Origin of the sequence: Streptomyces sp. NPDC048751 (genome assembly GCF_043198595.1) — a bacterium.
Classification (GTDB): Bacteria; Actinomycetota; Actinomycetes; order Streptomycetales; family Streptomycetaceae; genus Streptomyces.
Genome location: NZ_JBICUX010000001.1, coordinates 1,043,014 through 1,067,503, shown reverse-complemented (window position 1 = coordinate 1,067,503; position 24,490 = coordinate 1,043,014). Strand labels below are relative to the sequence as shown.

Genomic DNA, 24,490 nt, shown 5'->3' with positions numbered 1-24,490 from the left:
GGCGGATCATGCCGCAGACGCGGGGCTTGGCACGTCCATCTGCGGCGATGAGTCGGCGTTGGTTTCCTGCGACTTGATCCGCCGGACAGGCCCTAGTGTGGAAAGCGGAGGCAATCGCATGAGTGCGTCGGTGTTCGCCGGGCTGACGGCAGTCCCGACCGGTGGCGCATCCCGGATCGGACTGGCCACGGCACGCCTGCTCGCGACCCGGGGGCCCGGGCCGACTGGTCGCCACCGGCGAGGTCGCCGCCGTCGCGTACCTCGCGAACCCGGCCTCCGGTTCCACCACCGGCACTGATCTCGCCGTCGACGACGACACGTACGGACCAGGGAGCCGCCCGTGCGAAACCGTCCGCAAGGAGAACCCGCCGTGAAGACCACATGCCTCAGATACGTGTGTCTGGGCGTCGTCACCGCCCTCACCGTCACCGCGCTCAGCGCCTGCGGGGGCTCCGGTGCCGACTCGGACGGTGCCCCGGTGGTGGGCGTGGACTATCCCCGTTCCGACACCGACTTCTGGCAGTCGTACATCAAATACACTCCGCGGTTCGCCAAGGAACTGGGCCTGGAACTGAAGACCACCAACTCGCGGAACGATGTCGACAAGCTCGCCTCCAACGCGCAGGTTTTCATCATCCACGGGGTGAAGGGCGTCGCGATGGCCCCGCAGAACACCGCCGCGATCGCGCCCGTCCTGCAACAGCTGGCCGCGCAGAAGATCCCCGTGGTCACCCTGGACACCCGTCCCGACACCGGCGACGTCTACATGGTGGTGCGCGCCGACAACCGCGCCTACGGAGAGAAAGCCTGCCGGTTCCTCGGCACCAAGCTTGGCGGAGAGGGCAAGGTCGTCATGCTCGAGGGCGACCTCGCCTCGATCAACGGCCGGGACCGCACCGAGGGGTTCAACGCGTGCATGAAGCACAACTACCCCAAGATCAAGGTCTTCGGTGAGGCGACGAACTGGGACGGGGCTGTCGCGGCGGAGAAGCTGCAGACGGCGCTCACGGCCCACCCGGACATCAAGGGCGTCTACATGCAGTCCAGCCTGGCGCTCTCCGGCACCCTTCAGGTGCTCAAGCAGCAGGGGCTGCTGGTCGGCCCGAAGGACAAGAAACACGTGTTCGTGGTCTCCAACGACGGCATTCCCCGGGAGCTCAAGGGCATAGCCGAGGGCAAGATCGACGCCACGGTCTCCCAGCCCGCCGACCTCTACGCCAAGTACGCCCTCCAGTACCTGAAGGCGGCGATCGAGGGCAAGACGTTCAAGCCCGGCAGGACCGACCACAACAGCACGGTCGTCAAGGTCCGCGACGGTCTTCTGGAGGACCAGCTCTCCGCGCCGCTGGTGACGGCCGACGGCGGCACCTATGGCGGGGTCGCGAGCCTCAAGAGTGACGACACGTCTCTCTGGGGCAACAACCTCGGCTGACCGGAAATAGGTCGGCTTCTAGGACGGGGCCGCCGTCGTTGGTCAGCTCGGCGCCGGTCAGGTCGAGCCGGCGACTGATATGCGCGCCCGTAAGCTGGACCGCGCCGTGCGGCAGCCCTATCGCGCCATGCGGGCCGAGACCAGTGGCCGTCAGACCGGTCAAGACATCTCAGGGGATTGACAAGTCAAGTCGCCTGCATGGTCCGGGTGAGCGAAAGCGGAGGCGCGCCTCATTGATCGGCATGCGTCAACATGGTCTACCGGGCGGAACATCATGTGGCGGCCTGGTAGGGCGATCTAGCGGTGAGGGTGGGGTCCGTGGATCAGAGCGAAGACCAGATCTTGGCTGAGGAGCTTGCTGCGCTTGGCGCGGTGGGTGGGGGTAGTGGCGGCTTGGTTCGGGTTGTGGCCAAGCTGATGAGGAAGAACGTTCATGAGATCGATCTGCTTGTTCAGTTGCCGTTCGACGATGTGGTGAAGCGCGTCTCCAGTGTGCTCGGGAAAGCGGGCCGGGCAGTCGAAACCGTGCCAGTTGGCTTGGGCGAGGACGAGGAGACCATCCGCGTTGTTGTCAGCGGTGGTGCTGGTGGTCTGAATCCTGTAGTGGTGACCGCGCGGGTGCTGAAGGTCGATGAGGACAGCTCGGAGGTCTGGCTTCGTGCAGCTGCCAAAGAGGGGCTGATCAGGCAGCGAGCCGGGGAGAAGGCCGCCGTCCGTCTCGCCGCCCTGCTGAGCAAGGCAACCGGAGCGGACAAGGCGGGCGGGTGAGCGGCGGGGTCAACAGCAGCCGGGGCCATCTCACAGCGTCGGCCCGGCGGAGCCGGTCCGCCTCGGCTCATCGGCCGTTTTCACGGTCGCCCGTCGGCCGATCGACGGAGGGCCGGAGTCCCCCGATCGGCGGAGAAGCGCGGCTCGGCAGACACAGCCGCTCCCGCGGACGGTGGGGTACGTCGGCAGCGCAGGCAGGCGCCCGTGGCGATCACGATGGCCGCGGTGCCGTAGGCCCACGCCTGGAGGGGGAAGCCGGGCAGGAGCCGGCCGGCGAGGTAGAGGACGGTGCCGGCGAGGGTGACGGTCAGCCATTCCCACCTGCCGTCCATGGCCACCAGAGCGACCACGAGCAGGGAGTACCAGGGATAGCTCGGTGAGAAGAGGAGCAGGGCGGTGCCGGTGACGAGCAGGGCGCCGCGCCAGGGGCGGGCCGGGTCCCCGCGCCACCACACGTACAGGGCGGTCAGGGCGAGCAGCACGGCCGCGGTCGTCCCTGCGGCGACGTCCGGCAACAGGAGCCGCAGCAGGGCGAAGCGGCGGACGTGGCCCGGTTCGTAGCCCTCCTCGTGGAGGTAGCCGGGGAGGTAACCCAGGACGCCCGCGCCGGAGGCCGCGACATAGGGCAGGTAGGCGAGCGCCACCGCGGCGACGGCGGCCGCGGCGACCCGCAGGACGCGGAGCGGGCCGCGCTGCCCGGACAGTGCGCCGGGCAGGACGAGGACGGGCAGGAGTTTGACAGCTATGGCCGCGCCGAGCAGCGCGCCACGGCGGGTCCCGGCGGTGGCGGTGCCGAGCGCGAGCACGACGAACAGCACGCCGAGGGTGTCGATGTGGGCGTTGTTGACCGCTTCCAGGGCGACGGCCGGGCACCAGGCCCACAGCGCGGCACGGGCCGGGGCCCGTGCCGGGTCACCGCGCCGGCGCAGGACGCGCAGCAGGGCGAGGGTCGTGCCGAAGGCCAGGGCGGCGCCGCCGATCTGGAGCGGCTTGTGGCGGCTGTCCGGCGGGGACAGCGTGTCGACGGCGAAGTACCAGCCCTCGGCGACCGGCGGGTAGATGGTGGGAACGGTGGGCCGGTTGATGCGGACGCACAGGCCCTTGGCGGTGTGGGTGAGTCCCCACCCTTCGCAGACCTCCTGGGTGGGGAACAGCCAGTCGTCGCGCAGACGGGCGAGTTCGGGGGCGGCGGGCGGGTGGGCGTAGGGGGAGATGCCGGCGGCCTGGACGCGACCGTCCCAGGCGTAGCGGTACATGTCGTTGCTGGTGCGCGGCTGCGCGGTGAGCCCGGCCAGGGCGACCGCGGCCGAACCGGCGAGGACGAGGACGGTCGCGGCGCGGACCGGAACCCCGCGTACGGTCCACACGGCGGCGGCGAACAGGGTCCAGGCCACGGCGTATCCGCACAGCAGGCGGCCGGGGGCGCTGTGGTTGTCGCCTGCATGGAGGGTGATGACGACGGCCGCGGTGAGAGCGGCGAGAAGGGCCGCGGTCGCGGCGACACGGATCCGGGTGCGCTGTGCGGCGGGTTGGTGGGACGGGGGCGGGACGGGGCTGCCGGCATCCTGCCGGTGCGAGGTGGCGGTGTCGCTCATGGGCGGTCAGGCCCTCCCCGGCGCATGGGGGGTGTGGCGTCGAGCCCCGTGTTCGGCCGGTGCAGTTCCAGGAAGGGGCGGTCGTCGGTCGTCCACCGACCGGTGAGGACCCACCCGGTGGCGTCGGCGGCGCGCAGCAGGGCGGTGGCACCGACGCGGGCCCAGGGAAAGGGGCGTCCGTGCCTGCCCTCGGCGTCCTCCACGCGGACGGTGAGGTGTTCGTCCACGTCCTGCGGGGCGGCTTCCACCAGCAGGCGCCCGCCGGGGCGGAGCAGGTCACGCAGGCGGGTGAGCAGAGCCGCCGGGTCGCCGCCGATGCCCACGTTTCCGTCCATCAACAGGCCCGTGCCCCAGCGGCCCTCGCTCGGCAGCCGGTCGAAGACGGACCGCCGCAGGGCGGTACCGCCCTGGCGCCGCGTCCGGGCGACGGCGGCGGGGCTGACGTCCACTCCGAGGGCCGGCATACCGCGGGCGGCCAGGGCGGCCACCAGACGTCCCGGCCCGCAGCCGACGTCCAGGACCGGTCCGGTGCAGCGGTGCAGTACGGCGGTGTCGGCCGCGTCGGGAGCGGCGCAGAAGCGCTCCATGTCAAGGGGGAGCAGTTCGTCCGCTCCTTCGCCGGCCCGCGTCATGCGGCGCAGGTACAGCGGGCCCCGGCCGAGGCGCACGGCGCGGCTGTAGGGGTCGTCCGTCCAGGGCTCGCCCGGCTCGACGGGCGCGAGCTGATCGGCGCCGTGCGTCGGCGCCTTGGGCTGGGAGGGCAGCGTGACGTGGAGGACGTTCCGTTCCGACGCCGTTCGCTGCTGCGGCTCGGTTCGTCCGACGACGGCAGTGCGCGTCCCCTGCGCGATGCCGCTCATCGGACGCTCTCCGCGAGCGAGTCCAGAGCGGCGGCGAAGCGAGATCCGGGCGGACAGCAGGCGACCACCTCGGCCGCGTCGGCCGCGGTGTCCACGTCTCGCAGCAGCGGCAGGTCACCGACCGTCAGTCCCGCCTCGACGAGCCTGCGGCGCTGGACGGCCCCGGTGCGGTCGGTGGACATCGGCACTCCCCGTACGAGGGCCCCGGCGCGGGACGGATCGGCGAAGCCCAGGGCCCAGAATCCGCCGTCGGCGGCGGGGCCGAACCAGGCGTCGTGTCCGTCGGGGCCGACCTCGGTCAGCAGGTCCGGGGTGAGCTGCGGGGTGTCCATGCCGACCAGCAGCGCGGGATCGGGTCCGCAGAGCGCGAAAGCGGCGGCGATGCGTTCGTCGAGGCCGCCGGACGCCTGGGGCACCACCTCGTAACCGGGCGGCAGCCAAGGGCCGGGGGCCCCGTCGAGGACGAGCACCCGGCGCCGGGCGGGGACCTGGAGCATCGTGTGGAGCGTGTCGGTCAGGGCGGCCTCGGCCAGGGCGGCCGCCTCCTGCGGGGTGTAGGGCGGGGTGAGGCGGGTCTTGACCCGTCCTGGCACCGGCGCCTTGGCGATGACCAGCAGGGTGGCCGAACCCGCCGCTACGGAAGGAGAGTTCACAGGGCGCCTCCCGCGATGCTCGCGCCGACGGCCGGGGTGGCGGCCGGCCGCTCGGCGAGGACGGCCCGCATGTCCCGTACGGCCTGCCAGGTGCCGCGCCAGGTCCCGGTGACCTTCGAACGGCCCGTGCGGGGGCGGTAGGGCACGTCGGTCTCCGTCACCCGCCAGCCGGCGTCGGCGGCGCGGACCACCATCTGCAGCGGATAGCCGGAGCGTCGGTCGGTCAGGTCCAGGGCCAGCAGCGCCTCCCGGCGGGCGGCACGCATCGGGCCGAGGTCGTGCAGGCGCAGGCCGGTGCGGCGGTGGACGAGGCGGGCCAGCTCCAGGTTGGCCAGCCGGGCGTGCAAGGGCCAGGCACCGCGGGCGGTGGGCCTGCGCCGGCCCAGGACCAGATCCGCGGTGCCGTCGAGGACGGGACCGGCGACGGTCGGCAGCAGTCCGGGATCGAGGGAGGCGTCGCAGTCGCAGAAGCAGACCACGTCCGCAGTGGCGGCGGTGAGGCCCGCGTGGCAGGCGGCGCCGAAGCCGCGCCGTGGCTCATGGACCACGTACGCGCCCAGGTCGCGGGCGATGTCGGGGGAACCGTCGGTGGAACCGTTGTCGACGACGATCGCGCGCCAGCCGGGCGGGATTCGCTCCAGCACCCACGGCAGGGCCTCGGCTTCATCGAGGCAGGGCAGCACGACGTCCACAGAAGAGGGGGATGTCTCGATCACCTCACTCACACTACGGACATAAAACAGACATAAGGGATGCGGCGTCCTTACGGAACGCTGACGTCGCTCGCCGCCTCCGTCCGCGTGCCCTTCCTGGTGTGAGACTCGGTGGTGTGAAACGCGTACTTGTCGTAGATGACGATCCCACCGTCTCCGAGGTCGTCGCCGGATACCTGGACCGGGCGGGATTCACCGTGGACGTGGCCGCCGACGGCCCCACAGCCGTCGCTCAGGCCGCCTCCCGGCAGCCCGACCTCGTGGTCCTGGACCTGATGCTGCCCGGCATGGACGGACTGGAGGTCTGCCGCCGCATCCGCGCGGCCGGACCGCTCCCGGTGATCATGCTGACCGCGCGCGGTGACGAGGAGGATCGCATCCTCGGCCTGGAGGTCGGCGCGGACGACTACGTCACCAAGCCCTTCAGTCCCCGGGAACTGGTGCTGCGGGTCGAGTCCGTGCTGCGGCGCGCGGGTGTGCCGACGGCCGCCCGGGCCGGGGCGGTGGAGCCATGGCTGCGGGCCGGCCCGCTCGCCCTTGACCCCGCCGCCCGCCGTGCCACCCGTAGCGGCACCGAACTCGCCCTGACGGCCCGGGAGTTCGACCTGCTGGAGTACTTCATCCGGCACCCCGGGCAGGCCACGAGCCGGGAGCAGTTGATGCAGCGAGTGTGGGGCTGGGAGTTCGGCGACCTGTCGACCGTCACCGTGCATGTGCGGCGACTGCGCGAGAAGGTCGAGGACGACCCGGCGCAACCGCGCCTGATCAGCACGGTATGGGGTGTCGGCTACCGTTTCGACCCTCCCGCACCGCAGGAAGGCGAGGCCGGCCGTGGTCAGTGACACCCTCCTCATCGCGCTCTACGCGGCGATCGGCGCCGTCGGCGCGGGACTGGCCGGAGCGGCGGCCCTGCGGGCGCTGCGGAACCGTTCCGTCGCCGTGTCCCTCGCCGTGGTCGCCGCCGTCACCGTGGCGGCGATGCTCGCCGGAACCATGCTGGTGTCCTGGGCGATGTTCCTGTCCGACCACGACCTGTGGGTGGTGACGATGGTGTGCTCCATGGCCGCGGTCGTCTCGCTCGTCGTGGCGCTGCTGCTGGGCCGCAGCGTCGTACGCGGCAGCCGGGAGCTGGCCGAGGCCACTCGCGCCCTCGGGGACGACGGCAGTTTCACGCCGCCCGCCGCCGCACCCACGGCCGAACTGGCACATTTGAGCCGCCAGTTGGCTGCCACCAGCGCCAAACTCGCCGCCTCCCGGGAACGGGAACGGACCCTGGAGGCCTCACGGCGTGAACTGGTCGCCTGGATCTCCCACGACCTGCGTACCCCGCTGGCCGGCCTCCAGGCGATGACCGAAGCCCTCGAGGACGGCATGGTCGACAACCCCCGTGTCTACCTCACCCGCATCCGCGCGGAGGTCGGACGCATGAGTGCCATGGTCGGCGACCTGTTCGAACTGTCCCGCATCCAGGCCGGTGTGCTCGCCCTGTCCCCGGCCCGGATGTCGGTCTACGACCTCGTGGGCGACGCCATCGCCGGCGTCGACGCCCTGGCCAGGGAACACGGGGTACGGCTCGTGGGCCACGGAGTCGAGCCCGTACCGGTGGAGGTCGACGGCCGCGAGATGTCCCGTGTCCTGGCCAACCTGCTCGTCAACGCGATCCGCCGCACACCCGCCGACGGCACGGTCGCCGTCGCGGCTCACCGTGAGGCGGACCGGGTCGTGCTGTCGGTCACCGACGGCTGCGGCGGTATCGCCCCGGAGGACCTGCCCCGCGTCTTCGACACCGGCTGGCGCGGCACCGACGCCCGCACCCCGCCGGCCGGGGCGGGGCTCGGCCTGGCCATCGTGCGCGGCATCGTGGAAGCCCACCAGGGACGCGCCGCCGTGTGCAACGTGCCGGGCGGCTGCCGGTTCGAGGTGCACCTGCCCGCCGCGGTCTGAGAACGACGGGTGCGGGGAACGGCCGCCTTGGCAGGAAGGAGGAACGGCCCGGCGGGGAAGCCGGACCGGTCCTGCCGCTCTCACACGTCGACCGGTCGCGTCAGCCTCACACGTCGGACCGGTCGCGTCAGCCCGCCCGGAGGGGCACCGACGCGAACTCCGCCATTCCTTCCGCGAAGCCGACCCGCGGTTTCCAGCCCAGTTCGTCGCGCAGCCGCTGCGAGGAGGCGGTGACGTGGCGGACGTCGCCGAGCCGGTACTCCCCCGTGACGACCGGCACGGGTCCACCGTGGGCCTCGGCCAGCGCGGCGGCCATCTCCCCCACCGTGTGGGGCTCTCCACTGCCGACGTTGTACGCCCGGAGACTGCCCTCGGGCAGGGTGTCCACGCCGTCCAGCGCCGCGAGGTTCCCGCCGGCGACGTCCCGGACGTGGACGAAGTCCCGCCGCTGACCGCCGTCCTCGAAGACGCGCGGGGCCTCGCCGCGCGAGAGCGCGGACCGGAACAGCGAGGCGACGCCCGCGTAGGGAGTGTCCCGTGGCATTCCCGGGCCGTACACGTTGTGGTAGCGCAGGGCGGCGACCCGCCCGCCGGTCGCCCGCGCCCATGCGGCGGACAGGTGCTCCTGGGTCAGTTTCGTGGTGGCGTAGACATTGCGTGGATCGGCCGGCGCGTCCTCTGCCACCAGGCCGGCGGCCAGGGGTTCGCCGCAGTGCGGACACGGCGGCTCGAAACACCCTGCCTCGAGGTCCGCCCCCCGGCGCGGTCCGGGCCGTACGACGCCGTGCCGTGTGCACGCGTAGCGTCCCTCGCCGTAGACCACCATCGAACTCGCCAACACCAGGCGCTCCACGCCCGCTTCGGCCATACCGGCCAGGAGCACGGCGGTGCCGAGGTCGTTGCAGCGCACGTAGTCCGGGGCGTCGGCGAAGTCCTTGCCGAGACCGACCATCGCGGCCTGATGGCAGACGGCGTCCACGCCTCGCAGGGCATCGGCCACCGCCTCCGCGTCACGGACGTCGGCGTGCCTCCAGTCCACCCCGTCGGGGACCGGTGGGGGCGTGCGGTGCGCGGCGGGCAGCAGTGCGTCGAGCACACGCACGTCGTGCCCGGCGCCGGTGAGGGCGGTGACGATGTGCGAGCCGATGAAGCCCGCACCTCCAGTGACCAGGATCAACATGCCACCGACCGTAGGCCCGCGCACCCGGTGGCGGGCCGCTCGACGCGATGACGTCAGGGGTTCGTAAGGCTTTCGGGCTCCCGCGCCCTGTCGGCCGGCCAGGACGCCGCCACCGTCAGCAGGGCGAAGGCCACGGCGAAGCCGAGCATGGTGAACACGCCCTTCGGCCAGAAGATGTGGCTGTCGACGAACGACCAGCAGGCGACCGACAGGACGGCGGCACCCGGCAGCACCCGCACACCGTGCCGCCGCCAGAGCACCGCGCAGGTGGCGAGCGAGGCACCGGCCAGCCCGTACACCCCGGTCCGCCCCAACTCGTCGCCGGTGGCGAACAGTCGTCCCGCCGCGCCGTGCACGCCGTGGTCCACCACGGTGCCGGCGGAGATGCCGGCCACCGCGTCGAGGCCGGAGTAGTAGGCGGCGTAACCGATACATCCGGTCCAGGAGAGCACGGTCAGGGCCCCCTCGATGTCGCGGCGAGGCCTGCCCCACAAGGGCACGAGCAAGCCGAGGACCAGGAAGGGGAAGACGGGCAGCAGGACGATGTGCAGCCCGGCCCAGTGACCTGCCGTCGCCGCAGTCAGATGCGAAGGGTGCATCAGACCCGCGACGGCCAACAGCAGCGGAGCGGCGGTCACCACGGCCGTCCTGCGCAGAATACGGAGGGATCGCATCCGGTCACGCTAGGCGGCCGCCGGGCGGTCGACCGCGTCCTCCCACGACGCGTAAGACACCCGTAAGACGGCTCGACCACCGGCGGGCAGGTGTGTTCACCGTTCGGGCCGCCGACGACCGCGCCCGAACCTCCGCAGGGCCGACCAGAGCGCCGTCGCCGTGGCCACGGCCACCATGGCGATCAGCCAGTTGCGCGGATAGTCCAGCGGCAGCACCGACGAGTTGGCCGTCTTCCCCGGACGCAGCAGTACGGGCAGCGCCACCGTCGTCAGCGCGCCGGCGACCAGCAGCGCCCCGCGGACCGGTCCGCGCACACCGCCGCGTACGAGCACCAGCCCAACGAGCAACACCACCGGGACGATCAACAGGTCGTGCAGAACGACAGCTCCGCCCAGCCACACCAACACACCCGGCAGATCGCGGACGTCCATCAGGAGGGACACCCCGACAGCCATGAGCGCCACACCGGCGATGCCCGCCGTCACGCGCAACACCGTCATCCCAGCACCTCCAGTCGGCCGACCCACTTGGTCTGCAGCACGCCCGGCCGGTCTGGGGCGATGAGCCGCGCCGGGTAACCGTGGTCGGGGTCGAGTTCCTCGCCGTTGAGGCGCAGGGCGAGCAGGGTCAGCGGGTCGCGGGCATGTGCACGGCCCAGCTCGGACACCCGGTAGCCGCCACGCAGTTGCAGCGACACCACCCGCACCCGCGCGTCCGGTGGCGCATCCGCCCGCTCCAACAGATCCACCACCCGCACGCCCGTCCAGCGCGCCGATCTGCTCCAGCCCTCCACGCAGGCGATCGGCAACTCCACCTCGTGCTGCGGCAGAGCCCGCAGGTCGTCCAGGGTGAGGGTGTACGGCCGTGGACCGGCCACCACCAGGCGGTACTGCTCGCCGGCGATCCGGCCGACCCCGGCCGCCGCGGCGGTTCGGTTGACCGGAAGGGACTGTGGCCCCTTGTCGGGGTGGCGGGGCGCGAACAGCAGGAAGTCCTTGAGCGGGGTGAACGACTGGCCCACTGTGGTCAGTGTGACGGCTCCGGCGGCCGCGCCCACCGCGGCCAGCAGCGAGCGCCGGTCGCTGCCGTCCTGTGTCGGCAGGGCGAGGGTCCCTGGTGAGCGGCGGGTCCAATGGGCCCGGATCTCGGGTGCCTTGACCGCGATGTGCAGGACCAGCGCCCCGACGACCAGCCACCCCACTGCGTAGTGCACCGGCACGAACGAGAACGGCCACGGGTACCACTGGGCCGTGTTCAGCAGTCCGGTCGCAAGCTCGAAGAGGGAGCCGGCCACCAGCACAGCGACCGACAGCCGCTCCAGGGCGTGCCTGGCCGACCGCAACGGCGGCCACTCGAACAGTCGCGGGTACACCGTCCACAGCTTCGCCAGCAGCAAGGGGATCGCCGCGATACCGGAGGCGACGTGAAGCCCCTGGGTGAGCCGATATCCCCACACCGGGCGGCTCGGGACGGCGTCGGCCCAACCCGGAGGATGTTGCATGAAGTGGCTGACCAGCCCGGTGACGAAGCACACGGCGAACGCCGGTCCCAGCCAGCGGCCGATCGAGGTCGCGGTGCGGGCGTCATGCAGTCTGCCCTGGAACACCGGCGGAGAGACACGCAGTTTCATGCCCCCCATCCCACTCGGGACCCGGCCGTTGCGGAACAATCGAACTCTTACGGAACAGGGACGTTCCGTCAGCGAGTGCGACGTGCGGAGCCGCGGACGGGTGCCCGATGCTCAGTTCCTGTGGCCGACCGGCCGTCCCGGCGGGCCTGGCGTGCCCGGCGTGCGTGGCAGTGGGTTGGGTGCCGTGCCGCCTTCGAGGACCGCCTCGACGTTGTGGGCGGCCAGGCCGACCATCGCGGCTCGTGTCGGGAGGCCCAGGTATGACGGACGCACTCAAGCGCCTCTCCGATGAAGGCGTCGCGATCTGGCTGGACGACCTGTCGCGCAAGCGGATCACGTCCGGCAGTTTTATAGCTAGGGCCGATGCAGAACGATCGAGTTGATGGGTGTCAGGTCGAGGTGCCACGCGATGCGCGGGATGCTGCCGAACGTGCAGTCGACGCCGTTGTAACCACGGCACACATCGTAAGTGGCGTTTGTGCCGCCCGTCTGGTTGTTGGCGACCCAGTGGTAGCCGTACTGATTGCTCAGGTTGTGGGCGCCGTAGCTGTAGTAGATGTTGGTGATCCTGTTGGGGTCGGGAGGGGCGGTCGGCTCCTTTCCAGGGTCCTGAGCGTAGATGCACACTGCTCCAGCGGGACAGCCGTAGTAGGCGTCAGTCGCGGCCGACGCCTCGGCTGCGCCAGCGCCGCTCAGGCTCATGACGATCAGAGTGGCGCAGCCGAGAGCTGCGGCGATGGGACGCGGTGATTTCACGATCTCTCCTCCTGTTTGCCTCGATGGTTTTTCTCGGACCGGTCGGTGCCTTTCCCGCTCGTTCAGAGCTGGATGAGGGAGGGGGCGTCAGCAGTGCTTCACGTAGTGGACCCCCGACCAGTCGGCGACGTCGTCCGAGGAATAGGCGCCGGAGTCGGCCCAGCGGACGACGAAGTCGTTGTCCTTGAATCCGGCTTGAGTTCCCGGGGTCCGATTGTTGATCCACGATCCGTTGCCGAACCAGGGGATCTTGTAATCCGCGCAGTGGTACATGTCGATGACGCCACCGGACCGATTGACGTCGCTGTAGGCGCAGAAATGCCCGTAGCGGCAGGATAAGAGGCCGCCTGAGCGGTTTCACCCCGGTCCTGCCCGGGAGGGCGAGCGTAAGCACGGCCCCCGTGCCGAGCAGGATGCGGTCGGCAGCGATCTGGGTGCCGCCCACGCCGGCGATGTAGGCATCCACCCGGTTCTGCAGGGCCGTAGCCTCTGCTGAGGTCAGCCCCGGTTCCCTGGTTTGCCCAGCGGAGCTTCCTACGGGCGCCGTGCCGGCGGTGGCCGTTCCGCACATCGCCAAGACGGGCTTGCCGATCCGGCGACGATGCCACGCGCCCACGTCCGACGGCGTCTGTGTCGCTCGTCTCCAAGCCCTGTTGCCGCGCTCCACCTGTCGGCCGAGGAGGCCGAATCTCGCACTGTCGACCACGATCCTGACTTGACGCTCCGTCGCGTGCATTCGCTTGAACCTCGTCGCTCGAACCCTGTCAGGGCACCGCCGAGCGGTGATCCCCCCTACTTCGCGGCCACGACGCAAGATCCACTTGCTGCGGATTCCGAGCGTATGGCACTCGTTTGACGACCGTAAGCGGGATGCACGCCCCGAGAGCACCATTGCGCGCACGGCAGCCCCCCAAATCGTGCACGGCATGTGCGGACACAAGTAGAGTTCCTGCGGCGGGACTTGGAGGTGCACGGGTATGACGGACCGTGAAGGCTGCCGATTAAAAGGAACCGAGTCGTTCGAGGCTCTTGCCTCGGCCCTGTTCGCGCCTTTGCGGGTGAACGATGCTGGAAGGCCGGCATTCGAAGCCGTAGTCGATCACGCGGACATCGGGCCCCTCGTCGTCGCGCGTATCCAGGCCGACGCGGCGACGGTGACACGGGACAACCGCTGCATCACGTCCAGTGACACGGAGTGGATGCACTTCAATGAGCCTCCGCCAACTTGAAAATCGCTGGTCAGCAGGGCTGGTGTGACCGTGTTCCGGGGTGCTTGTGCTGGTCGGGGGCTGGAGCCTGCGCTGTATATCGTCCGTCAGCGGGCGGCTTGCCGGTTCCTGCTCGCGGCGGGCGGACGGCCTTCTACGATCCGGTGTATGGATCCCGAGCTGCTGGAGCGGATCACCGCGCGGCGTGGGGAACTGGACGAACTCGAAGAACAGCTGGCCAACCAGCTGGCGGAGGTCCGGGCCGAGCGCGACGAACTCGCCGGCGCCGAGAAGGTTCTTGAACGGATGAGCGAGCAGCTTGCCGAGGAACGGGCCTCGGCCGGGCCGGCGCCCGGGCAGGTGGGCGGCCGGGCGGTGATGATGATCCCGCACCGCACGTCCGGCGTGGAGGAGACCATGCTCCCGCCGGACTACCAGCGCATCCTGGCCGTTGTGCGGGAGGCTGCCGGGCCGGTCATGGCTCGGCAGGTCGGCGAGGTGCTGGGGGTGGACGTCAGCGTGCGGGCCAGACTGGAGCCGTTGCGCGGGAAGCTGGTCAGGCTGGCCGACCGCAGCTGGCTGCGGAAACTGCCCGACGGCCGGTTCACCACTCGCCTGTGACCAGGGACGCTGCCGCTCTGATGGCGCTCTTTGACTGAATTCCCCCTGCTCTGTTCCAAGTCTGCTTACGAGTTGGTGCGTGATAGCGGGTGAGGCGTGTTTGGCCTGGTCGTGGCCTGTTCTCAGGTGTTGTTGGTGCGGTCGGAGACGAGGCCGGCGATGGCGCGGTAGGTGTCGGGCAGGCGGTCGCGGCGGTGGGTCCAGCGCGTCAGTTGTTTCCAGCGTTTGTGGTCGGCGAGGGCGTGTTCGACGGTGATGCGGTCGGAGGAGTGCCCGTGGCGGTCGCGTTCCCACTGTTCGACTCTGCCGGGGAGGGCTCCGGGCCGGGGATTTCTGGGTGGTGTGATCGCTTGCCCGCGGTGGTCGCGGCTCAGGCCCAGGTAGCCGTCGTCCAGGAGGACCTCGACGTCGGGGAAGTGCTGGAAGCAGACGGCGATGCCTTCGTTGCGGGCGGCCGTGGCGTCGTGCATACGTCCAGGCCGCAGCGCATCGGTCCATAACGTGCGGCCACGCCAGTCGGCTATCACGGTGGCCTTCATCGTGTTCTGCTTCTTCTTGCCCGAGACAAACGCACGGCGACCGCCGCGGTTGGCCGGCGGCCTGCGGACCTGGATCTCGGTGGCGTCCAGCCGCAGCTCGACGCCCTCGGCCTGGGCGTAGGCGAACACGTCCGTCAGCGTCCGAAGACGCAGGCCGGGACGGTCGGGGACCGCGCACCCCCGCTCGGCCAGGAGCCGACGTATCTCCCCGATCGCGCGGGTGATCGTGGAGCGGTCGACACCGAATAGCAGCCCGAGCACCGAGTGCGGCAGATCATGGCGCAGGTGGATCAGCGTGGCCACCAGCCGGTCGACGAACACCAGCTGGTGACGGGCGCCGGCACCCGCAGCCCGTTTCCTGTCCCCACCTCGTGCGGCATGACGGCGGCCCTCGAGGACGGCCTGCCACGGCACCGCCAACTCCTCAACCAAGTAGGTGAAATGACGCCGAGAGATCCCAGTGAACAGCCGATGCGCCAGCACCGCACGATTGACCATGATCGCCACAACCGGATCATGCCATCTGCCTGGCACGAAGCTTTACCCGCTATCACGCACCAACTCGTTAAGGGCTGGCGCCTTCTGCGGAAACTCCGCTGCAGCACCAACCGCATCACTGACATCCTGAAGGCCGTCCTCGTCCTTCACCATGCCTCGACCTGAGGCTAAAAAAGGCTCCATGAGTTTTGACATCTTCGTATGCCGGTTCAAGAACGGTGAGCCGACGCCGCTGGACATGAGTGCTGCGCACGAGGTCCTCGCTCCCTATGTGGTGGCACGGGACCCCGGGACGAACTTCCTGCAGGTGCGTACGGCGGAGGGGGAGGAGGCGGGTGTGTTCTTCTCCAGCCCGGGCAACATCACCTTCAACCGCTTCGGAGGCGGCGGAATCATGGACATTCTGGCCATCCTGCTGCGCCGGCTGGATGCAGTGCTCGTCGTCCCGGGCGGACCAACCATGATTCAGCGGGACGAGGACCGCGACCTTCTGCCTGCCGCCCTCAGGGACGAGTGGCCCGTCGTCGTGGCCCGCACCGGCGCGGAAATCGATCGAGCGATCCGGGCTTCTTGAACGAACGGACGGGGGCCCATCCCTGGTGCCCGCCACCGGGAACGGCCTCGTGAAGACCGTTCTCCTCCTTCACCACGCCTCAACCTGAGGTTGAAAAAGGCTCACGGTAGTTGTCACATAGGCAGGTTTGCTGTCACCGGAGTAGTGGAGCACGCGCGGGTTCCGGAGGAGCGCTGACGGGCTGCGGAGCCCTTCCCCGCGGGCTCAGTTGAGTGGCCTGAGACAAGACCGCGCCCCAAAGAAGCGGCCGAGCGCCGACCCGATCGGGCTGATGCGACTGTTCAGCATCACCGAGCAGACCGCCATGCCCTGCCTTGGCGCGGCCCACCCGAAACGCACCGCCAAGCTGCCCAGGTAGCCCGCCTCGTTCAGCCGTGGATGGTGGCGAGCCAGTCGGTCAGCGCGCTGTTGACCTCGTGGGGGCGTTCCTGCTGGACCCAGTGGCCGCAGCCGTCCAGGAGGTGAGTGGCGGACAAGGCGGGGAGAGTGGTGGAGTAGGCGTCGATGGCGTCGGCCATCCAGGTGGTGGAGGCGTCCAGTGTGCCGCCGATGAACAGGGCGGGCTGTGTGATCGGGGCTCCGTGGTGGGGGGCGAGGTCTTCCCAGTCGCGGTCCATGTTGCGGTAGCGGTTGAGGGCGCCGGTCAGGCCGGTGCGCTCGAACTCCCCGGCGTAGACGTCGAGGTCGTCCTCGGTCAGCCAGGCTGGGAGCGGGCCGGCGGGGAAACGGTCACGCAGCCGGCCGCCCAGGGCGACGAAGTGCGGGTCGGGCTCGTCATGGGCGGGCATGGTGTCAGCGGACAACGCGGCGTAGAAGCCGGCGAGCCAGCTCCGTACGTCGGGCTCGATCTCTGTCTCGGCGCGGCCGGGTTCCTGGAAGTAGGAGACGTAGAACTCCTGCTCGGTGCCGCCGATCTGGCCGAAGATGTCGGTGGGTCGGGGGCCGCCGGGCGGCGCGTAGGGGACGCTCAGCAGGCCGACGGCGCGGACGATCTCCGGGTGGAGCAAGGCGGAGGCGGCGGCGATGTTGGAGCCCCAGTCGTGGCCGACGATCACCGCGCTTTCCTCGCCGAGGGCGCGCACGACGGCGACGTTGTCTTCCACCAGATTGAGCATTCGGTAGGCATCGGTCGCGGCGGGCTTGGAGGAGCGGCCGTAGCCGCGTACGTCGATCGCCGCGGCCCGGTACCCGGCCGCGGCGAGGGCCGGGAGTTGGCGGCGCCAGGAGTACCAGGACTCGGGGAAACCGTGCACGAGCAGGACCAGCGGACCGGTGCCCTGCTCGACCAGGTGCAGGCGTCCGGCCGGGGCCTCGACGGTGCGGTGGCGGAGCGCGGCGGTCGGCTCGGATTGCATAGGGGCTTCTCCTCGGTTCGCGGGCAGACGCGGCTACCCATCGAGCATGCGGCGCGACGCCCACCCGACGCGATCGGTCTTGCCATCCTGGCAAACTCGCAGGACGGACGGTGGAGCGGCGCGGTCGGAAGGAACGGTCACAGTGGAAGTCGACGAGGTGGACGGCACGTTGGCGGCGATGGGGCCCAGGCTGCGAGCCGCACGCGAGCAGCACGGCGCCACGCTCGCCGGTATCAGCTGCGCGACCGGCATCTCACCGAGCACGTTGTCGCGGATCGAGACCGGCCGGCGCAAGCCCACCCTGGAGGTGGTGCTGCGGCTGGCGAAGGAGTACGGCGTCTCTCTGGACGAGCTGGCCGGTACCGCACCCGTCCCAGCAGCCGAGTCGCGCACCTCGGCACCGCTGAGCTTCGGCGACAGCAAGGTGGTGCTGCCGCTCACCCGGTACGTCGGCGGCCTGCACGCCCACAAGCATGTCCTGCCTGCCATCGAAGGGGCGCCCGCGCGGCCACGTCAGGTCTCCCACGAGGGCTACGAGTGGCTGTGCGTCCTGTACGGGCGGCTGTGGCTCGCACTCGGTGACCGGGACCTCGTCCTGGCTGCCGGGGACGCCGCCGAGTTCGACACCCGCATCCCCCACGGAGTCGCGAACGCCGGGTCTGACGGACCGGTCGAGTATCTGATCTTGTTCGGGCCGCAGGGAGAACGTCTACGGCAGCGCACCCATCCAGCCGCTGGTCGCGGGACTGGTGAGAGAAAGGCTGCTGAATGAGCATGTGTGACAAGCCGCGTGCCTCATTGGTGACAACCACGCTGCTTCATTCGGTCTCATTCGCCACGTCATCCGGCTCTGCCGGTGACAACTACTGAGCTTCGGCTCAATTCACGGGCCGCCGTTCAGCGCTCTGGCGGCGGCCCGCTCCCGAATCCGCACGTGAATGCGAGGACTTGATGACCACGCCCTGGTCGCGCCGGCGCGATGTCCGCCGCCCTCTCGCCTCACGCGTTGCTGCGCCGCGCGAGCCGGTCGACCCCGCCCGCATCGGCTGGCGCGTGGTGCGCCGCCGCGCGAAGGGCATGTACGCCGCCGCCGTCGCACGCGCCCTCGAGGGCGCCCGGTTCGACGCACGGCAGGACTCGCGGCACGAGCACCTGGCCGACGACACCCGCGTCCGCGCGGAGCTCGCGGAGTGGGAGCGCATCGAGCAGCTGCTTGCCGACGCGGCCCCGGGCACCGTGTACGACCCGGACACCGACGACGTCGTCCAGGCCGAGCTCGCCGCCGAAGCCGCGGCCGCCGCCGCACGGGAAGCCGAGCTGCGCGAAGCCGCCCGGGTCGCGGCCCGCGCCGATGAGCTCCAGGCGCTGCGCGAGCTGGGCACGCTGGAGCAGACCGAGCCCCGCGAAGGCGACGAAGCCGCCCGGGACGAACTCACCCGCCGCTGACCTGTCTCAGGGAAGTTCGACCGGTCTCACTGAAGATTGACCACTGGCGGGTTCGTCTCACCGAAGTGTGACCGTCGCTGTTCTGTGCCACCGATCAGATGGTTCGTCAGCCGCGCACCGCGCGGGTGGCGACCGACGCTGAGCGGGCCTGTCTGCCCTGAGAGGATCAGGGCATGGCGGAGTCACCTATGCAGATCAATGCCCTCATCGTCGATGCCGCTGACCCTGAGCGGCTTGCCGCGTTCTGGTCAGAGTTGCTTGGCCGGCCAGTCGTGGGCCGCATGGGACCCTACGTATGGCTGCAGCGCGAGAACGGCCTGGGTCTGGGCTTCCAGCGAACCGGCGAGCCCAAGTCTGTGAAGAACCGTATGCACTTCGACGTCACCTCACCCAACCCGCCGACAGAGCAGGAACGTGTAGAGGCGCTCGGCGGACGCCGGTTGGAGGAGTACGACGCCGGCGGGTTTCTGGTGATGGCGGACCCCGAGGGCAATGAATTCTGCATCATCCCCGAAGGCCCCTTCGAACTCGATGACGAGGGGCGCGCGGACTACCTCATCTGACCGGCCTTCCCGCCTGAGCGGGAAGGCCGTCGGCTCCCCCGCCGTCATCGGAGTTTGATCGGCGCTGGCGATACCGGCGTCCTGTCCCCGGCCCACTCGGCGATGGTCCAGCAGTTCTTGCGCGGCAGGTCCGACAACAGGCCGGGTACCAACTTCCGGGCCCGGCATCGGGATTCGACCCGTGTGAAGCGTCCCGCTATCCGCTCATCAGGCCCTCGAACGCCTCCTGCCAGCAGGCAGGGGCTACGCTGTGACCTGCGGCCACCGCATGATCGTTTGTCTTCACACACCGATGATCAACGGTGGCCGCACCCGTCTCCACACCGCGTCAGGTCGCGCAGCGTCTGCCTGCCGTCCTGTGTATCGGAGGGCTTGTGCAACGTGGCGAAGTCTGGTGGGTCCAGTTCGACGAGCGGAGGTTGGTCGTACTGCTGTCAGGAGACGACGCGTCCGGGTTCCAGGTGATGCAGGTCGTCGCTCCGGCGGGCCTCGACATCAGCGGTCTGGGCATCGAAGTGACGGTCGGCGCCGGTGAAGGGCTGCCGCTCGAAGGCGTGCTGCGGCTCGCGTTCCCGCGTCCAGGCTTCACCCCGTGCACGTGGCTGACCACCGTGTCCCGGGACGACCTGATAGAGCGGGCGGCCGTCCTGTCCTCCAGGAAGCTCAGCGAGATCGACGATGCCCTCCGACTCGCTGAACAAGCACAGGAGCGGACCCCGGCAACGACCGCGAAGCTCAGCGAGATAAGGGACGCCCTCCGCCGCGGTGAACTCGGGTAGACGGAGAAGGAGCCGACGCCCGCGACGGCATGGGCGATCTCGGGCGAGATGAGCCACGCTGGACACCTGCCGCCTCGACGCCCCTCACCATCGAGATCACGATCTACGGCTGGAGTACTAGGGCCTGTATCCGGTCGTGAGCAAAGGGCCGTTCGCGTGGGGTCGTTAATCCAGATCATGGAGGCGCGGAGATACAGGCCGGCGAGGTAGCTTCCGGGAGTCTTGTCATAGCGGGTGGCTATGTCTCGCCAGGCTTTCAGCTTGTTGATCAGGCGCTCGACGGTGTTCCTCTCCTTGTAGAGATCGGCGTCGTGGCTGACGGGCCGACCGCCCCTGCTGCCTCGCTTCTTCCGGTTCGTGGCCTGGTCCTTCTTTTCCGGGATGATCGTCTGGATCCGGCGTTGGCGCAGGTAGGCGCGGTTGGCGCGGGACGAGTACGCCTTGTCCCCGGCGACCGCGGCCGGCCGGGTGCGGGGACGGCCGACGGGCCCACGTCCCCGCACCTTCTTCAGCACTGGGATGAACTGCGGGCTGTCTGCGGCCTGCCCGGCGCGGTCAGGACGAGCGCCAGCGGGCGGCACTTGCGGTCGGCGACGAGGTGAACCTTGCTGGTCTGCCCGCCGCGCGAGCGCCCGAGCAGGGCGGCCTCCAGTCGGAGCCGGTGTCGGCGCCGGAGGCGGCCTCGCTCTTCCTGGATGGGGTCACCGTCTCCGGATCGTCCGTCTTACCCCTGCTCATCGCCCCCTTTTGACCGAGCCTTCTCCTCGGCGGCCCTCTCCAGGGTGGCGAGGAAACCGTCGCCGAGCTGCATCCCGGCGGCGTCATGGTGGGCCCGGGCGATGGTGGAGTCCACGCTGACCAGCGACAAGTCCACCTCACCCCACTTCGCGGCCTCGGCTATCAGGCCGTCCAGCAGGGCCTCGACGCCCTCGAACTGTTGCCGCAGCCGCTCGGGATACGGGCCGTACCTGCCGATCGACAGGTACGGCGCAATGAACCCCCATGCCTCGTCAGTCAGTTGTGTCCGTGTCACGCACCACGAACTACCAGGTCACGTCACGAGGCTGCCAACAGTGGGCCGAGTTCGGCGGCCCACTGCGGGTAGAGCGCGACCTTCTCCTCGTGCAAGGCAAGGATGTCCCGGGCCAGAGTGGGCGTCATGTCGTCGGACAGGTCCGGGCCAATGGCGATCCTGGCCAGGTAGGGCATGATCTGCGGGTCGCCAGCCAGGTGGACCGGATCATGCATGTACCGCCGCAGAGCTGGCAGGTCGGCGATGCCGACGCAGCAGGCATGGGTGAAGCCGTCGGGACCGCCGAGTACCTGACCCACCGTCGAGAACGACACTGACTCGACAGAGGCCGTCCGCCGTATCACCGCGAGCACGCGCTCGCGCTCCTCCTCGGTCGCGGTCTCCTTGAACGCAAAACGCAGCATGTGAACGATCACGCCTGTGCCACCCTTCCGAGCATACTGAACCAGCCGGTTCAGAGAACTGTTCTGATTGGTTCAATAGCTACACTGAACCCATGGGTTCAGAAGCGTCAACCGGAGGCGGGCGTACGTCTCGTGGGCTGATCGAGCGGCGGCAGGCGATACTGGACGGCGCGTTCGCGGTGTTCGCACGGCGCGGCTACGCCCAGGCATGCGTGAAGGAGATCGCACAGGAGGCGGGCGTGGCCAAACCGACCGTCTACAGCCATCTGAACGACAAGGAGAGCCTCTACCGTGAGGCCGTCGAGGCCGTCGCTGACCGGATCGGCGCACGCAGCCTCGCTGTCATCGAGCAACTGCGCGAAACCGCCACGGACGCCGACCCGCGCACCGCGCTCACGGTCGTGGCCTGCGGCCTGCTGAAGGTGTTTGGTACCGCAGACGCCATCGCCGTAAGGCAGTTGGCCTGTGCGCAGGCGGCGCAATTCCCCGACCTGGCGGCGAGCGTACGTGAGCGTACAGTCCTGCAGGTACGCTCCGCCCTCGCTGACCGCTTGGCCCGCCTGGCCCTCGATGGCCGCCTGAGCAGATGCGACCCGGAGCTCGCCGCCGAACACTTCCTCTCGCTGATCACCGGCTCGCTGGAGTACCGCTCCAGCGCCGCCCTGGACAGCGTCGCGGACCCCGTTGTGGACGTCTTCCTGCGCGCTTACGGAAAATGATCCGCTCCGGCATGTCGCCGCGAACTCGACGCACCGGCAGGTCCAAAACCTCCACGCGCTCGCCTCAAGCACGCGATGATGAGCTGCCCCATCACTACCAACAGATCGCGACGGCCGGCATCCACGGAGGAACACCGTCGAGCGCCTGATCAACAAGCTGAAAGCCTGGCGAGGCATAGCCACCCGCTATGACAAGACTCCCGGAAGCTACTTCGCCGGCCTGTATCTCCGCGCCTCCATGATCTGGATTAACGACCCCACGCGAACGGCCCTTTGATCACGACCGGATACAGGCCCTAGTACTCCAGCAGCGGTTCGTGTCCTGGGCTGGCGGTTGTCGTTGTCCTGGCATGGAGGGGATGACTGAAGTCATTAACTGGGCTGCGGAGTTGGAGTCGGTATTCGAGCGGGTGGCGGGCCGGTTCGGTCGGGCGGATCTACGGTGGCGGATGCGGGACTATGTCCGCGGTCTGCTGGGCCAAGCGGCACGCAAGAACGGCTGGCAGCTTGCGGAATGGGCAGGCCACCGCACTCCGGACGGCTTTCAGCGGCTGTTGAACAGCAGCGTCTGAGACGCGGATGCCCTGCGTGACGATGTCCGTGCTTACGTCGGTGAGCGTCTCGGTCCGGGCGGGGTACTGATCATCGACGACACCGGGTTCATCAAGAAGGGCACCACGTCGGCCGGGGTGGGTCGGCAGTACACCGGCACCTCGGGAAAGATCGACAACTGTCAGATCGGGGTGTTCGCCGCCTACGCCACCAGCTCGGGCCGGGCCCTGGTCGACCGGGACCTCTACCTCCCGAAGGCCTGGACCTCCGACCGTGACCGCTGCCAGGCGGCGAAGATCCCTGATGAGCGGGGCTTTGCCACCAAGGGTGAACTGGCCCGGGACATCGTCCGCCGTTGCATTGCCGCCGGCCTGCCCGCCGCCTGGGTCACCGCGGACGAGGCCTACGGACAAGACTGGCACTTCCGCCGCCTGCTCGAACAACTCGACGTCGGCTATGTGGTCGCGGTCCCCAAGTCCCAGCAGATCAAGTCGCCGGCCGGGATCTGGCGCATCGACCAGCTCATCGAGGATGCCCCTGCCGATGCCTGGCAGCGGCTGTCCTGCGGCGACGGAGCCAAGGGCCCGCGCGTCTACGACTGGGCCGCGGCCAAGCTGCCCGCCAACCTGATCTTCGACCCCGATCCACCCACTCATCACCGATGGGTAATGGCCCGCCGCAGCCTGTCCGACCCCGGCGAGCTTGCCTACTACCTCGCCTACGCACCCGTCGGCACCGAGTTGGCCGAGCTGGTCCGCATCGCCGGCTCCCGCTGGGCGATCGAAGAGTGCTTCCAGGCCGCGAAGAACGAATGCGGCCTGGACCAGTACGAGGTCCGCCGCTACGTCGGCTGGTACCGGCACATCAGCCTGGCGATGCTCGCCCGCCTTTCTGACAGCACTCGCAGCCCAGGCCGGTGAGGCGGCAAAGGGGGCTGCAGAAACGGATCAGCCCTCGTCCCGCTCACCGTGGCAGAGATACGGCGACTCCTGGACGTTCTCCTACCCCACCCACGAGCCGACCACAACGCCGTCACCCACACACTGAAGTGGTCGGCCTGAAGAAGACGCCGCCAAGCCATCGCCCGCCGATGCCACTATTGAAAACGCAGCTCAAGACACGAACCGCTGCTGGAGTACTAAAGGGTGTTGCACAAGGCTGCGATCCGGGCATTTGCCTTGTATGCGTGGGGTGTTGAGGGCTGAGCCGTTGTGGGTGGAGACGTTCACAGGGCTGCGGATGGACCGGTTTGAGAAGTTGCTGAGGGTGGTGCGGGAGCGGGGCGGGAACGGTCCCGGTGGCGGTCGGCCGTGGTGTCTGCCGCTGGCCGAGCGGGTGCTGCTGGTGGCCGTGTACTACCGCACGAACCTCACGATGCGGCAGCTCGCCCCGCTCTTCGGGATCTCCCCGGCCACGGTATGCCGGGTCATAAAGCGCCTGCGGCCGCTGCTCGCGCTGGAGCCGGCACCGCGGCCGGTCGCGGGGGTGGAGCGGTTGTGGATCGTGGACGGCACGTTGATCCCGGTCCGCGACCGTACGGTCGCAGCCTCGTCCCGTGACTACCGGTTCTCGGCGAACGTGCAGGTCATCATCGACGCCGAGACCCGCCTGGTCGTCGCATCAGCGCGTCCGGCGCCCGGGAACAAGGCCGACGCCCACGTGTGGCGCGAGTCCGGTCTGCCCGCGACGGCTGCGGGCACGACCGTGATCGCCGACGGCGCCTACCTGGGCACGGGCCTCATCGTTCCGCATCGCAGACGCGCCGGACGGCCCCTCCTGCGCGGGCAGGAGGAGGACAACGCCGAGCACCGGCGTGTCCGAGCCCGCGTCGAGCACACCTTCGCCCGGATGAAGCACTGGAAGATCCTGCGCGACTGCCGTCAGAAAGGAGACGGCCTCCACCATGCCGTCCAGGCCGTCGCCACCCTGCACAACCTCGCCCTCGCCGGGTGAAACAGCAGGTCAACAACCGCTGAGCCATGCAAACAGCCAC

27 protein-coding genes and 5 pseudogenes are annotated in these 24,490 nt (G+C 69.6%); 17 read left to right on the top strand and 15 right to left on the bottom strand.

The features are described 5' to 3' along the window. Window positions 1-161: 161 nt before the first annotated feature. From ACGFNV_RS04835 to ACGFNV_RS04825, 3 genes are all read left to right on the top strand, one after another. On the top strand, window positions 162-374 hold the full coding sequence (locus ACGFNV_RS04835; RefSeq protein WP_393619360.1) for a hypothetical protein: 213 nt from the start codon (window positions 162-164) through the stop codon (window positions 372-374). Beyond that, window positions 371-1,432, top strand: a complete 1,062-nt coding sequence (locus tag ACGFNV_RS04830; RefSeq protein ID WP_393619359.1) for a sugar ABC transporter substrate-binding protein — start codon at window positions 371-373, stop codon at window positions 1,430-1,432. The genes ACGFNV_RS04835 and ACGFNV_RS04830 overlap by 4 nt, the downstream gene beginning before the upstream one ends. Window positions 1,433-1,750: 318 nt before the next feature. Further along, complete coding sequence (locus ACGFNV_RS04825) at window positions 1,751-2,200, top strand: hypothetical protein (RefSeq protein ID WP_393619358.1); 450 nt, start codon at window positions 1,751-1,753, stop codon at window positions 2,198-2,200. 80 nt (window positions 2,201-2,280) lie between these two features. On the opposite strand, the gene ACGFNV_RS04820 is transcribed toward ACGFNV_RS04825, so the two are convergent. Genes ACGFNV_RS04820 through ACGFNV_RS04805 form a run of 4 tightly spaced genes read right to left on the bottom strand, consistent with a single transcriptional unit; the run spans window position 2,281 to window position 6,021 of the window. Continuing rightward, window positions 2,281-3,795, bottom strand: coding sequence for a glycosyltransferase 87 family protein (locus ACGFNV_RS04820; protein WP_393619357.1), 1,515 nt, complete (start codon window positions 3,793-3,795; stop codon window positions 2,281-2,283). Continuing rightward, entirely contained in the window at window positions 3,792-4,655 is an 864-nt protein-coding gene (locus ACGFNV_RS04815; protein WP_393619356.1) for a methyltransferase domain-containing protein, read from the bottom strand. The genes ACGFNV_RS04820 and ACGFNV_RS04815 overlap by 4 nt, the downstream gene beginning before the upstream one ends. Next, the gene (locus ACGFNV_RS04810; protein WP_393619354.1) at window positions 4,652-5,308 is read right to left on the bottom strand and encodes a DUF2064 domain-containing protein; all 657 of its coding nucleotides are present in this window, start codon (window positions 5,306-5,308) and stop codon (window positions 4,652-4,654) included. Before ACGFNV_RS04810 ends, ACGFNV_RS04815 begins: the two co-directional genes overlap by 4 nt. Further along, window positions 5,305-6,021, bottom strand: coding sequence for a glycosyltransferase family 2 protein (locus tag ACGFNV_RS04805; protein WP_393620030.1), 717 nt, complete (start codon window positions 6,019-6,021; stop codon window positions 5,305-5,307). The genes ACGFNV_RS04810 and ACGFNV_RS04805 overlap by 4 nt, the downstream gene beginning before the upstream one ends. A 116-nt stretch (window positions 6,022-6,137) precedes the next feature. Between ACGFNV_RS04805 and ACGFNV_RS04800 the strand changes: the two genes are divergently transcribed. Both ACGFNV_RS04800 and ACGFNV_RS04795 read left to right on the top strand, forming a co-directional pair. Next, a complete protein-coding gene (locus ACGFNV_RS04800; RefSeq protein WP_393619352.1) occupies window positions 6,138-6,863 on the top strand; it encodes a response regulator transcription factor in 726 nt (241 codons plus the stop codon). Continuing rightward, on the top strand, window positions 6,853-7,965 hold the full coding sequence (locus tag ACGFNV_RS04795) for a sensor histidine kinase (protein ID WP_393619351.1): 1,113 nt from the start codon (window positions 6,853-6,855) through the stop codon (window positions 7,963-7,965). The genes ACGFNV_RS04800 and ACGFNV_RS04795 overlap by 11 nt, the downstream gene beginning before the upstream one ends. 127 nt (window positions 7,966-8,092) lie before the next feature. On the opposite strand, the gene ACGFNV_RS04790 is transcribed toward ACGFNV_RS04795, so the two are convergent. The 6 genes from ACGFNV_RS04790 to ACGFNV_RS04765 all read right to left on the bottom strand — a co-directional run bounded on the left by ACGFNV_RS04790 (window position 8,093) and on the right by ACGFNV_RS04765 (window position 12,479). Continuing rightward, a complete protein-coding gene (locus tag ACGFNV_RS04790; RefSeq protein ID WP_393619350.1) occupies window positions 8,093-9,145 on the bottom strand; it encodes an NAD-dependent epimerase/dehydratase family protein in 1,053 nt (350 codons plus the stop codon). Between the two features lie 53 nt (window positions 9,146-9,198). Beyond that, the gene (locus ACGFNV_RS04785) at window positions 9,199-9,819 is read right to left on the bottom strand and encodes a hypothetical protein (RefSeq protein ID WP_393619349.1); all 621 of its coding nucleotides are present in this window, start codon (window positions 9,817-9,819) and stop codon (window positions 9,199-9,201) included. 96 nt (window positions 9,820-9,915) lie between these two features. Next, entirely contained in the window at window positions 9,916-10,320 is a 405-nt protein-coding gene (locus ACGFNV_RS04780; protein ID WP_393619348.1) for a hypothetical protein, read from the bottom strand. Beyond that, window positions 10,317-11,459 carry a molybdopterin-dependent oxidoreductase gene (locus tag ACGFNV_RS04775; protein WP_393619346.1) on the bottom strand — a complete coding sequence of 381 codons (1,143 nt, stop codon included), beginning with the start codon at window positions 11,457-11,459 and terminating at the stop codon, window positions 10,317-10,319. Before ACGFNV_RS04775 ends, ACGFNV_RS04780 begins: the two co-directional genes overlap by 4 nt. A 345-nt stretch (window positions 11,460-11,804) precedes the next feature. Further along, complete coding sequence (locus ACGFNV_RS04770; RefSeq protein WP_393619344.1) at window positions 11,805-12,206, bottom strand: hypothetical protein; 402 nt, start codon at window positions 12,204-12,206, stop codon at window positions 11,805-11,807. An 87-nt stretch (window positions 12,207-12,293) separates the two neighbouring features. Then, window positions 12,294-12,479 carry a hypothetical protein gene (locus tag ACGFNV_RS04765; protein ID WP_393619343.1) on the bottom strand — a complete coding sequence of 62 codons (186 nt, stop codon included), beginning with the start codon at window positions 12,477-12,479 and terminating at the stop codon, window positions 12,294-12,296. A 704-nt stretch (window positions 12,480-13,183) separates the two neighbouring features. Here ACGFNV_RS04765 and ACGFNV_RS04760 point away from each other — a divergent pair. Next, the gene (locus tag ACGFNV_RS04760; RefSeq protein WP_393619341.1) at window positions 13,184-13,435 is read left to right on the top strand and encodes a hypothetical protein; all 252 of its coding nucleotides are present in this window, start codon (window positions 13,184-13,186) and stop codon (window positions 13,433-13,435) included. Window positions 13,436-13,582: 147 nt separating this feature from the next. Beyond that, window positions 13,583-14,035, top strand: coding sequence for a hypothetical protein (locus tag ACGFNV_RS04755; RefSeq protein ID WP_393619339.1), 453 nt, complete (start codon window positions 13,583-13,585; stop codon window positions 14,033-14,035). Window positions 14,036-14,157: 122 nt separating this feature from the next. Here ACGFNV_RS04755 and ACGFNV_RS04750 read toward each other — a convergent pair whose 3' ends face one another. Next, the gene (locus ACGFNV_RS04750; protein ID WP_393619338.1) at window positions 14,158-15,072 is read right to left on the bottom strand and encodes a transposase family protein; all 915 of its coding nucleotides are present in this window, start codon (window positions 15,070-15,072) and stop codon (window positions 14,158-14,160) included. A gap of 69 nt (window positions 15,073-15,141) precedes the next feature. On the opposite strand from ACGFNV_RS04750, the pseudogene ACGFNV_RS04745 reads away from it, so the two are divergent. Together ACGFNV_RS04745 and ACGFNV_RS04740 are read left to right on the top strand one after the other, a co-directional pair. Continuing rightward, window positions 15,142-15,237: pseudogene (locus ACGFNV_RS04745) on the top strand (IS5/IS1182 family transposase); the annotation flags it as partial. A 16-nt stretch (window positions 15,238-15,253) separates the two neighbouring features. Further along, a complete protein-coding gene (locus tag ACGFNV_RS04740) occupies window positions 15,254-15,646 on the top strand; it encodes a hypothetical protein (protein WP_393619336.1) in 393 nt (130 codons plus the stop codon). Between the two features lie 368 nt (window positions 15,647-16,014). On the opposite strand, the gene ACGFNV_RS04735 is transcribed toward ACGFNV_RS04740, so the two are convergent. Then, entirely contained in the window at window positions 16,015-17,001 is a 987-nt protein-coding gene (locus tag ACGFNV_RS04735) for an alpha/beta fold hydrolase (protein WP_393619335.1), read from the bottom strand. Between the two features lie 178 nt (window positions 17,002-17,179). Here ACGFNV_RS04735 and ACGFNV_RS04730 point away from each other — a divergent pair, with 178 nt between their 5' ends. From ACGFNV_RS04730 to ACGFNV_RS04720, 3 genes are all read left to right on the top strand, one after another. Next, a complete protein-coding gene (locus ACGFNV_RS04730; protein WP_393620028.1) occupies window positions 17,180-17,773 on the top strand; it encodes a helix-turn-helix domain-containing protein in 594 nt (197 codons plus the stop codon). 179 nt (window positions 17,774-17,952) lie between these two features. Next, entirely contained in the window at window positions 17,953-18,447 is a 495-nt protein-coding gene (locus ACGFNV_RS04725) for a hypothetical protein (RefSeq protein ID WP_393619333.1), read from the top strand. 173 nt (window positions 18,448-18,620) lie between these two features. Beyond that, entirely contained in the window at window positions 18,621-19,010 is a 390-nt protein-coding gene (locus ACGFNV_RS04720) for a VOC family protein (protein WP_393619331.1), read from the top strand. A gap of 74 nt (window positions 19,011-19,084) precedes the next feature. Here ACGFNV_RS04720 and ACGFNV_RS04715 read toward each other — a convergent pair. Next, window positions 19,085-19,243 (bottom strand): annotated as a pseudogene (locus tag ACGFNV_RS04715) (IS701 family transposase); the annotation flags it as partial. 141 nt (window positions 19,244-19,384) lie between these two features. Here ACGFNV_RS04715 and ACGFNV_RS04710 point away from each other — a divergent pair. After that, window positions 19,385-19,789, top strand: coding sequence for a type II toxin-antitoxin system PemK/MazF family toxin (locus ACGFNV_RS04710; RefSeq protein WP_031080431.1), 405 nt, complete (start codon window positions 19,385-19,387; stop codon window positions 19,787-19,789). Between the two features lie 143 nt (window positions 19,790-19,932). Here ACGFNV_RS04710 and ACGFNV_RS04705 read toward each other — a convergent pair. Both ACGFNV_RS04705 and ACGFNV_RS04700 read right to left on the bottom strand, forming a co-directional pair. Continuing rightward, window positions 19,933-20,822: pseudogene (locus ACGFNV_RS04705) on the bottom strand (IS5 family transposase); the annotation flags it as partial. A gap of 23 nt (window positions 20,823-20,845) precedes the next feature. After that, window positions 20,846-21,238: a Dabb family protein gene (locus ACGFNV_RS04700; RefSeq protein WP_393619329.1), complete on the bottom strand. Its 393-nt coding sequence runs from the start codon at window positions 21,236-21,238 to the stop codon at window positions 20,846-20,848. An 80-nt stretch (window positions 21,239-21,318) separates the two neighbouring features. Between ACGFNV_RS04700 and ACGFNV_RS04695 the strand changes: the two genes are divergently transcribed. The 4 genes and pseudogenes from ACGFNV_RS04695 (at window position 21,319) to ACGFNV_RS04680 (ending at window position 24,450) form a co-directional block, all read left to right on the top strand. Then, window positions 21,319-21,945, top strand: coding sequence for a TetR/AcrR family transcriptional regulator (locus ACGFNV_RS04695; protein WP_393619327.1), 627 nt, complete (start codon window positions 21,319-21,321; stop codon window positions 21,943-21,945). Window positions 21,946-22,063: 118 nt separating this feature from the next. Beyond that, window positions 22,064-22,222 (top strand): annotated as a pseudogene (locus ACGFNV_RS04690) (IS5/IS1182 family transposase); the annotation flags it as partial. 73 nt (window positions 22,223-22,295) lie between these two features. Next, window positions 22,296-23,544: pseudogene (locus ACGFNV_RS04685) on the top strand (IS701 family transposase). Window positions 23,545-23,679: 135 nt separating this feature from the next. Further along, window positions 23,680-24,450 carry a transposase gene (locus tag ACGFNV_RS04680; RefSeq protein ID WP_393619325.1) on the top strand — a complete coding sequence of 257 codons (771 nt, stop codon included), beginning with the start codon at window positions 23,680-23,682 and terminating at the stop codon, window positions 24,448-24,450. Window positions 24,451-24,490: the final 40 nt, after the last annotated feature.

Excerpts from the sequence above, each read along its gene's own strand:
- ACGFNV_RS04790 (WP_393619350.1), bottom strand. The coding sequence starts at position 9,145 with ATGTTGATCCTGGTCACTGGAGGTGCGGGCTTCATCGGCTCGCACATC.
- ACGFNV_RS04780 (WP_393619348.1), bottom strand. The coding sequence starts at position 10,320 with ATGACGGTGTTGCGCGTGACGGCGGGCATCGCCGGTGTGGCGCTCATG.
- ACGFNV_RS04740 (WP_393619336.1), top strand. The coding sequence starts at position 15,254 with ATGAGTTTTGACATCTTCGTATGCCGGTTCAAGAACGGTGAGCCGACG.
- ACGFNV_RS04815 (WP_393619356.1), bottom strand. The coding sequence starts at position 4,655 with ATGAGCGGCATCGCGCAGGGGACGCGCACTGCCGTCGTCGGACGAACC.
- ACGFNV_RS04750 (WP_393619338.1), bottom strand. The coding sequence starts at position 15,072 with ATGGTCAATCGTGCGGTGCTGGCGCATCGGCTGTTCACTGGGATCTCT.
- ACGFNV_RS04735 (WP_393619335.1), bottom strand. The coding sequence starts at position 17,001 with ATGCAATCCGAGCCGACCGCCGCGCTCCGCCACCGCACCGTCGAGGCC.
- ACGFNV_RS04760 (WP_393619341.1), top strand. The coding sequence starts at position 13,184 with ATGACGGACCGTGAAGGCTGCCGATTAAAAGGAACCGAGTCGTTCGAG.
- ACGFNV_RS04755 (WP_393619339.1), top strand. The coding sequence starts at position 13,583 with ATGGATCCCGAGCTGCTGGAGCGGATCACCGCGCGGCGTGGGGAACTG.
- ACGFNV_RS04785 (WP_393619349.1), bottom strand. The coding sequence starts at position 9,819 with ATGCGATCCCTCCGTATTCTGCGCAGGACGGCCGTGGTGACCGCCGCT.
- ACGFNV_RS04765 (WP_393619343.1), bottom strand. The coding sequence starts at position 12,479 with ATGTACCACTGCGCGGATTACAAGATCCCCTGGTTCGGCAACGGATCG.
- ACGFNV_RS04695 (WP_393619327.1), top strand. The coding sequence starts at position 21,319 with ATGGGTTCAGAAGCGTCAACCGGAGGCGGGCGTACGTCTCGTGGGCTG.
- ACGFNV_RS04680 (WP_393619325.1), top strand. The coding sequence starts at position 23,680 with ATGCGTGGGGTGTTGAGGGCTGAGCCGTTGTGGGTGGAGACGTTCACA.
- ACGFNV_RS04775 (WP_393619346.1), bottom strand. The coding sequence starts at position 11,459 with ATGGGGGGCATGAAACTGCGTGTCTCTCCGCCGGTGTTCCAGGGCAGA.
- ACGFNV_RS04820 (WP_393619357.1), bottom strand. The coding sequence starts at position 3,795 with ATGAGCGACACCGCCACCTCGCACCGGCAGGATGCCGGCAGCCCCGTC.
- ACGFNV_RS04730 (WP_393620028.1), top strand. The coding sequence starts at position 17,180 with ATGGGGCCCAGGCTGCGAGCCGCACGCGAGCAGCACGGCGCCACGCTC.
- ACGFNV_RS04720 (WP_393619331.1), top strand. The coding sequence starts at position 18,621 with ATGGCGGAGTCACCTATGCAGATCAATGCCCTCATCGTCGATGCCGCT.
- ACGFNV_RS04725 (WP_393619333.1), top strand. The coding sequence starts at position 17,953 with ATGACCACGCCCTGGTCGCGCCGGCGCGATGTCCGCCGCCCTCTCGCC.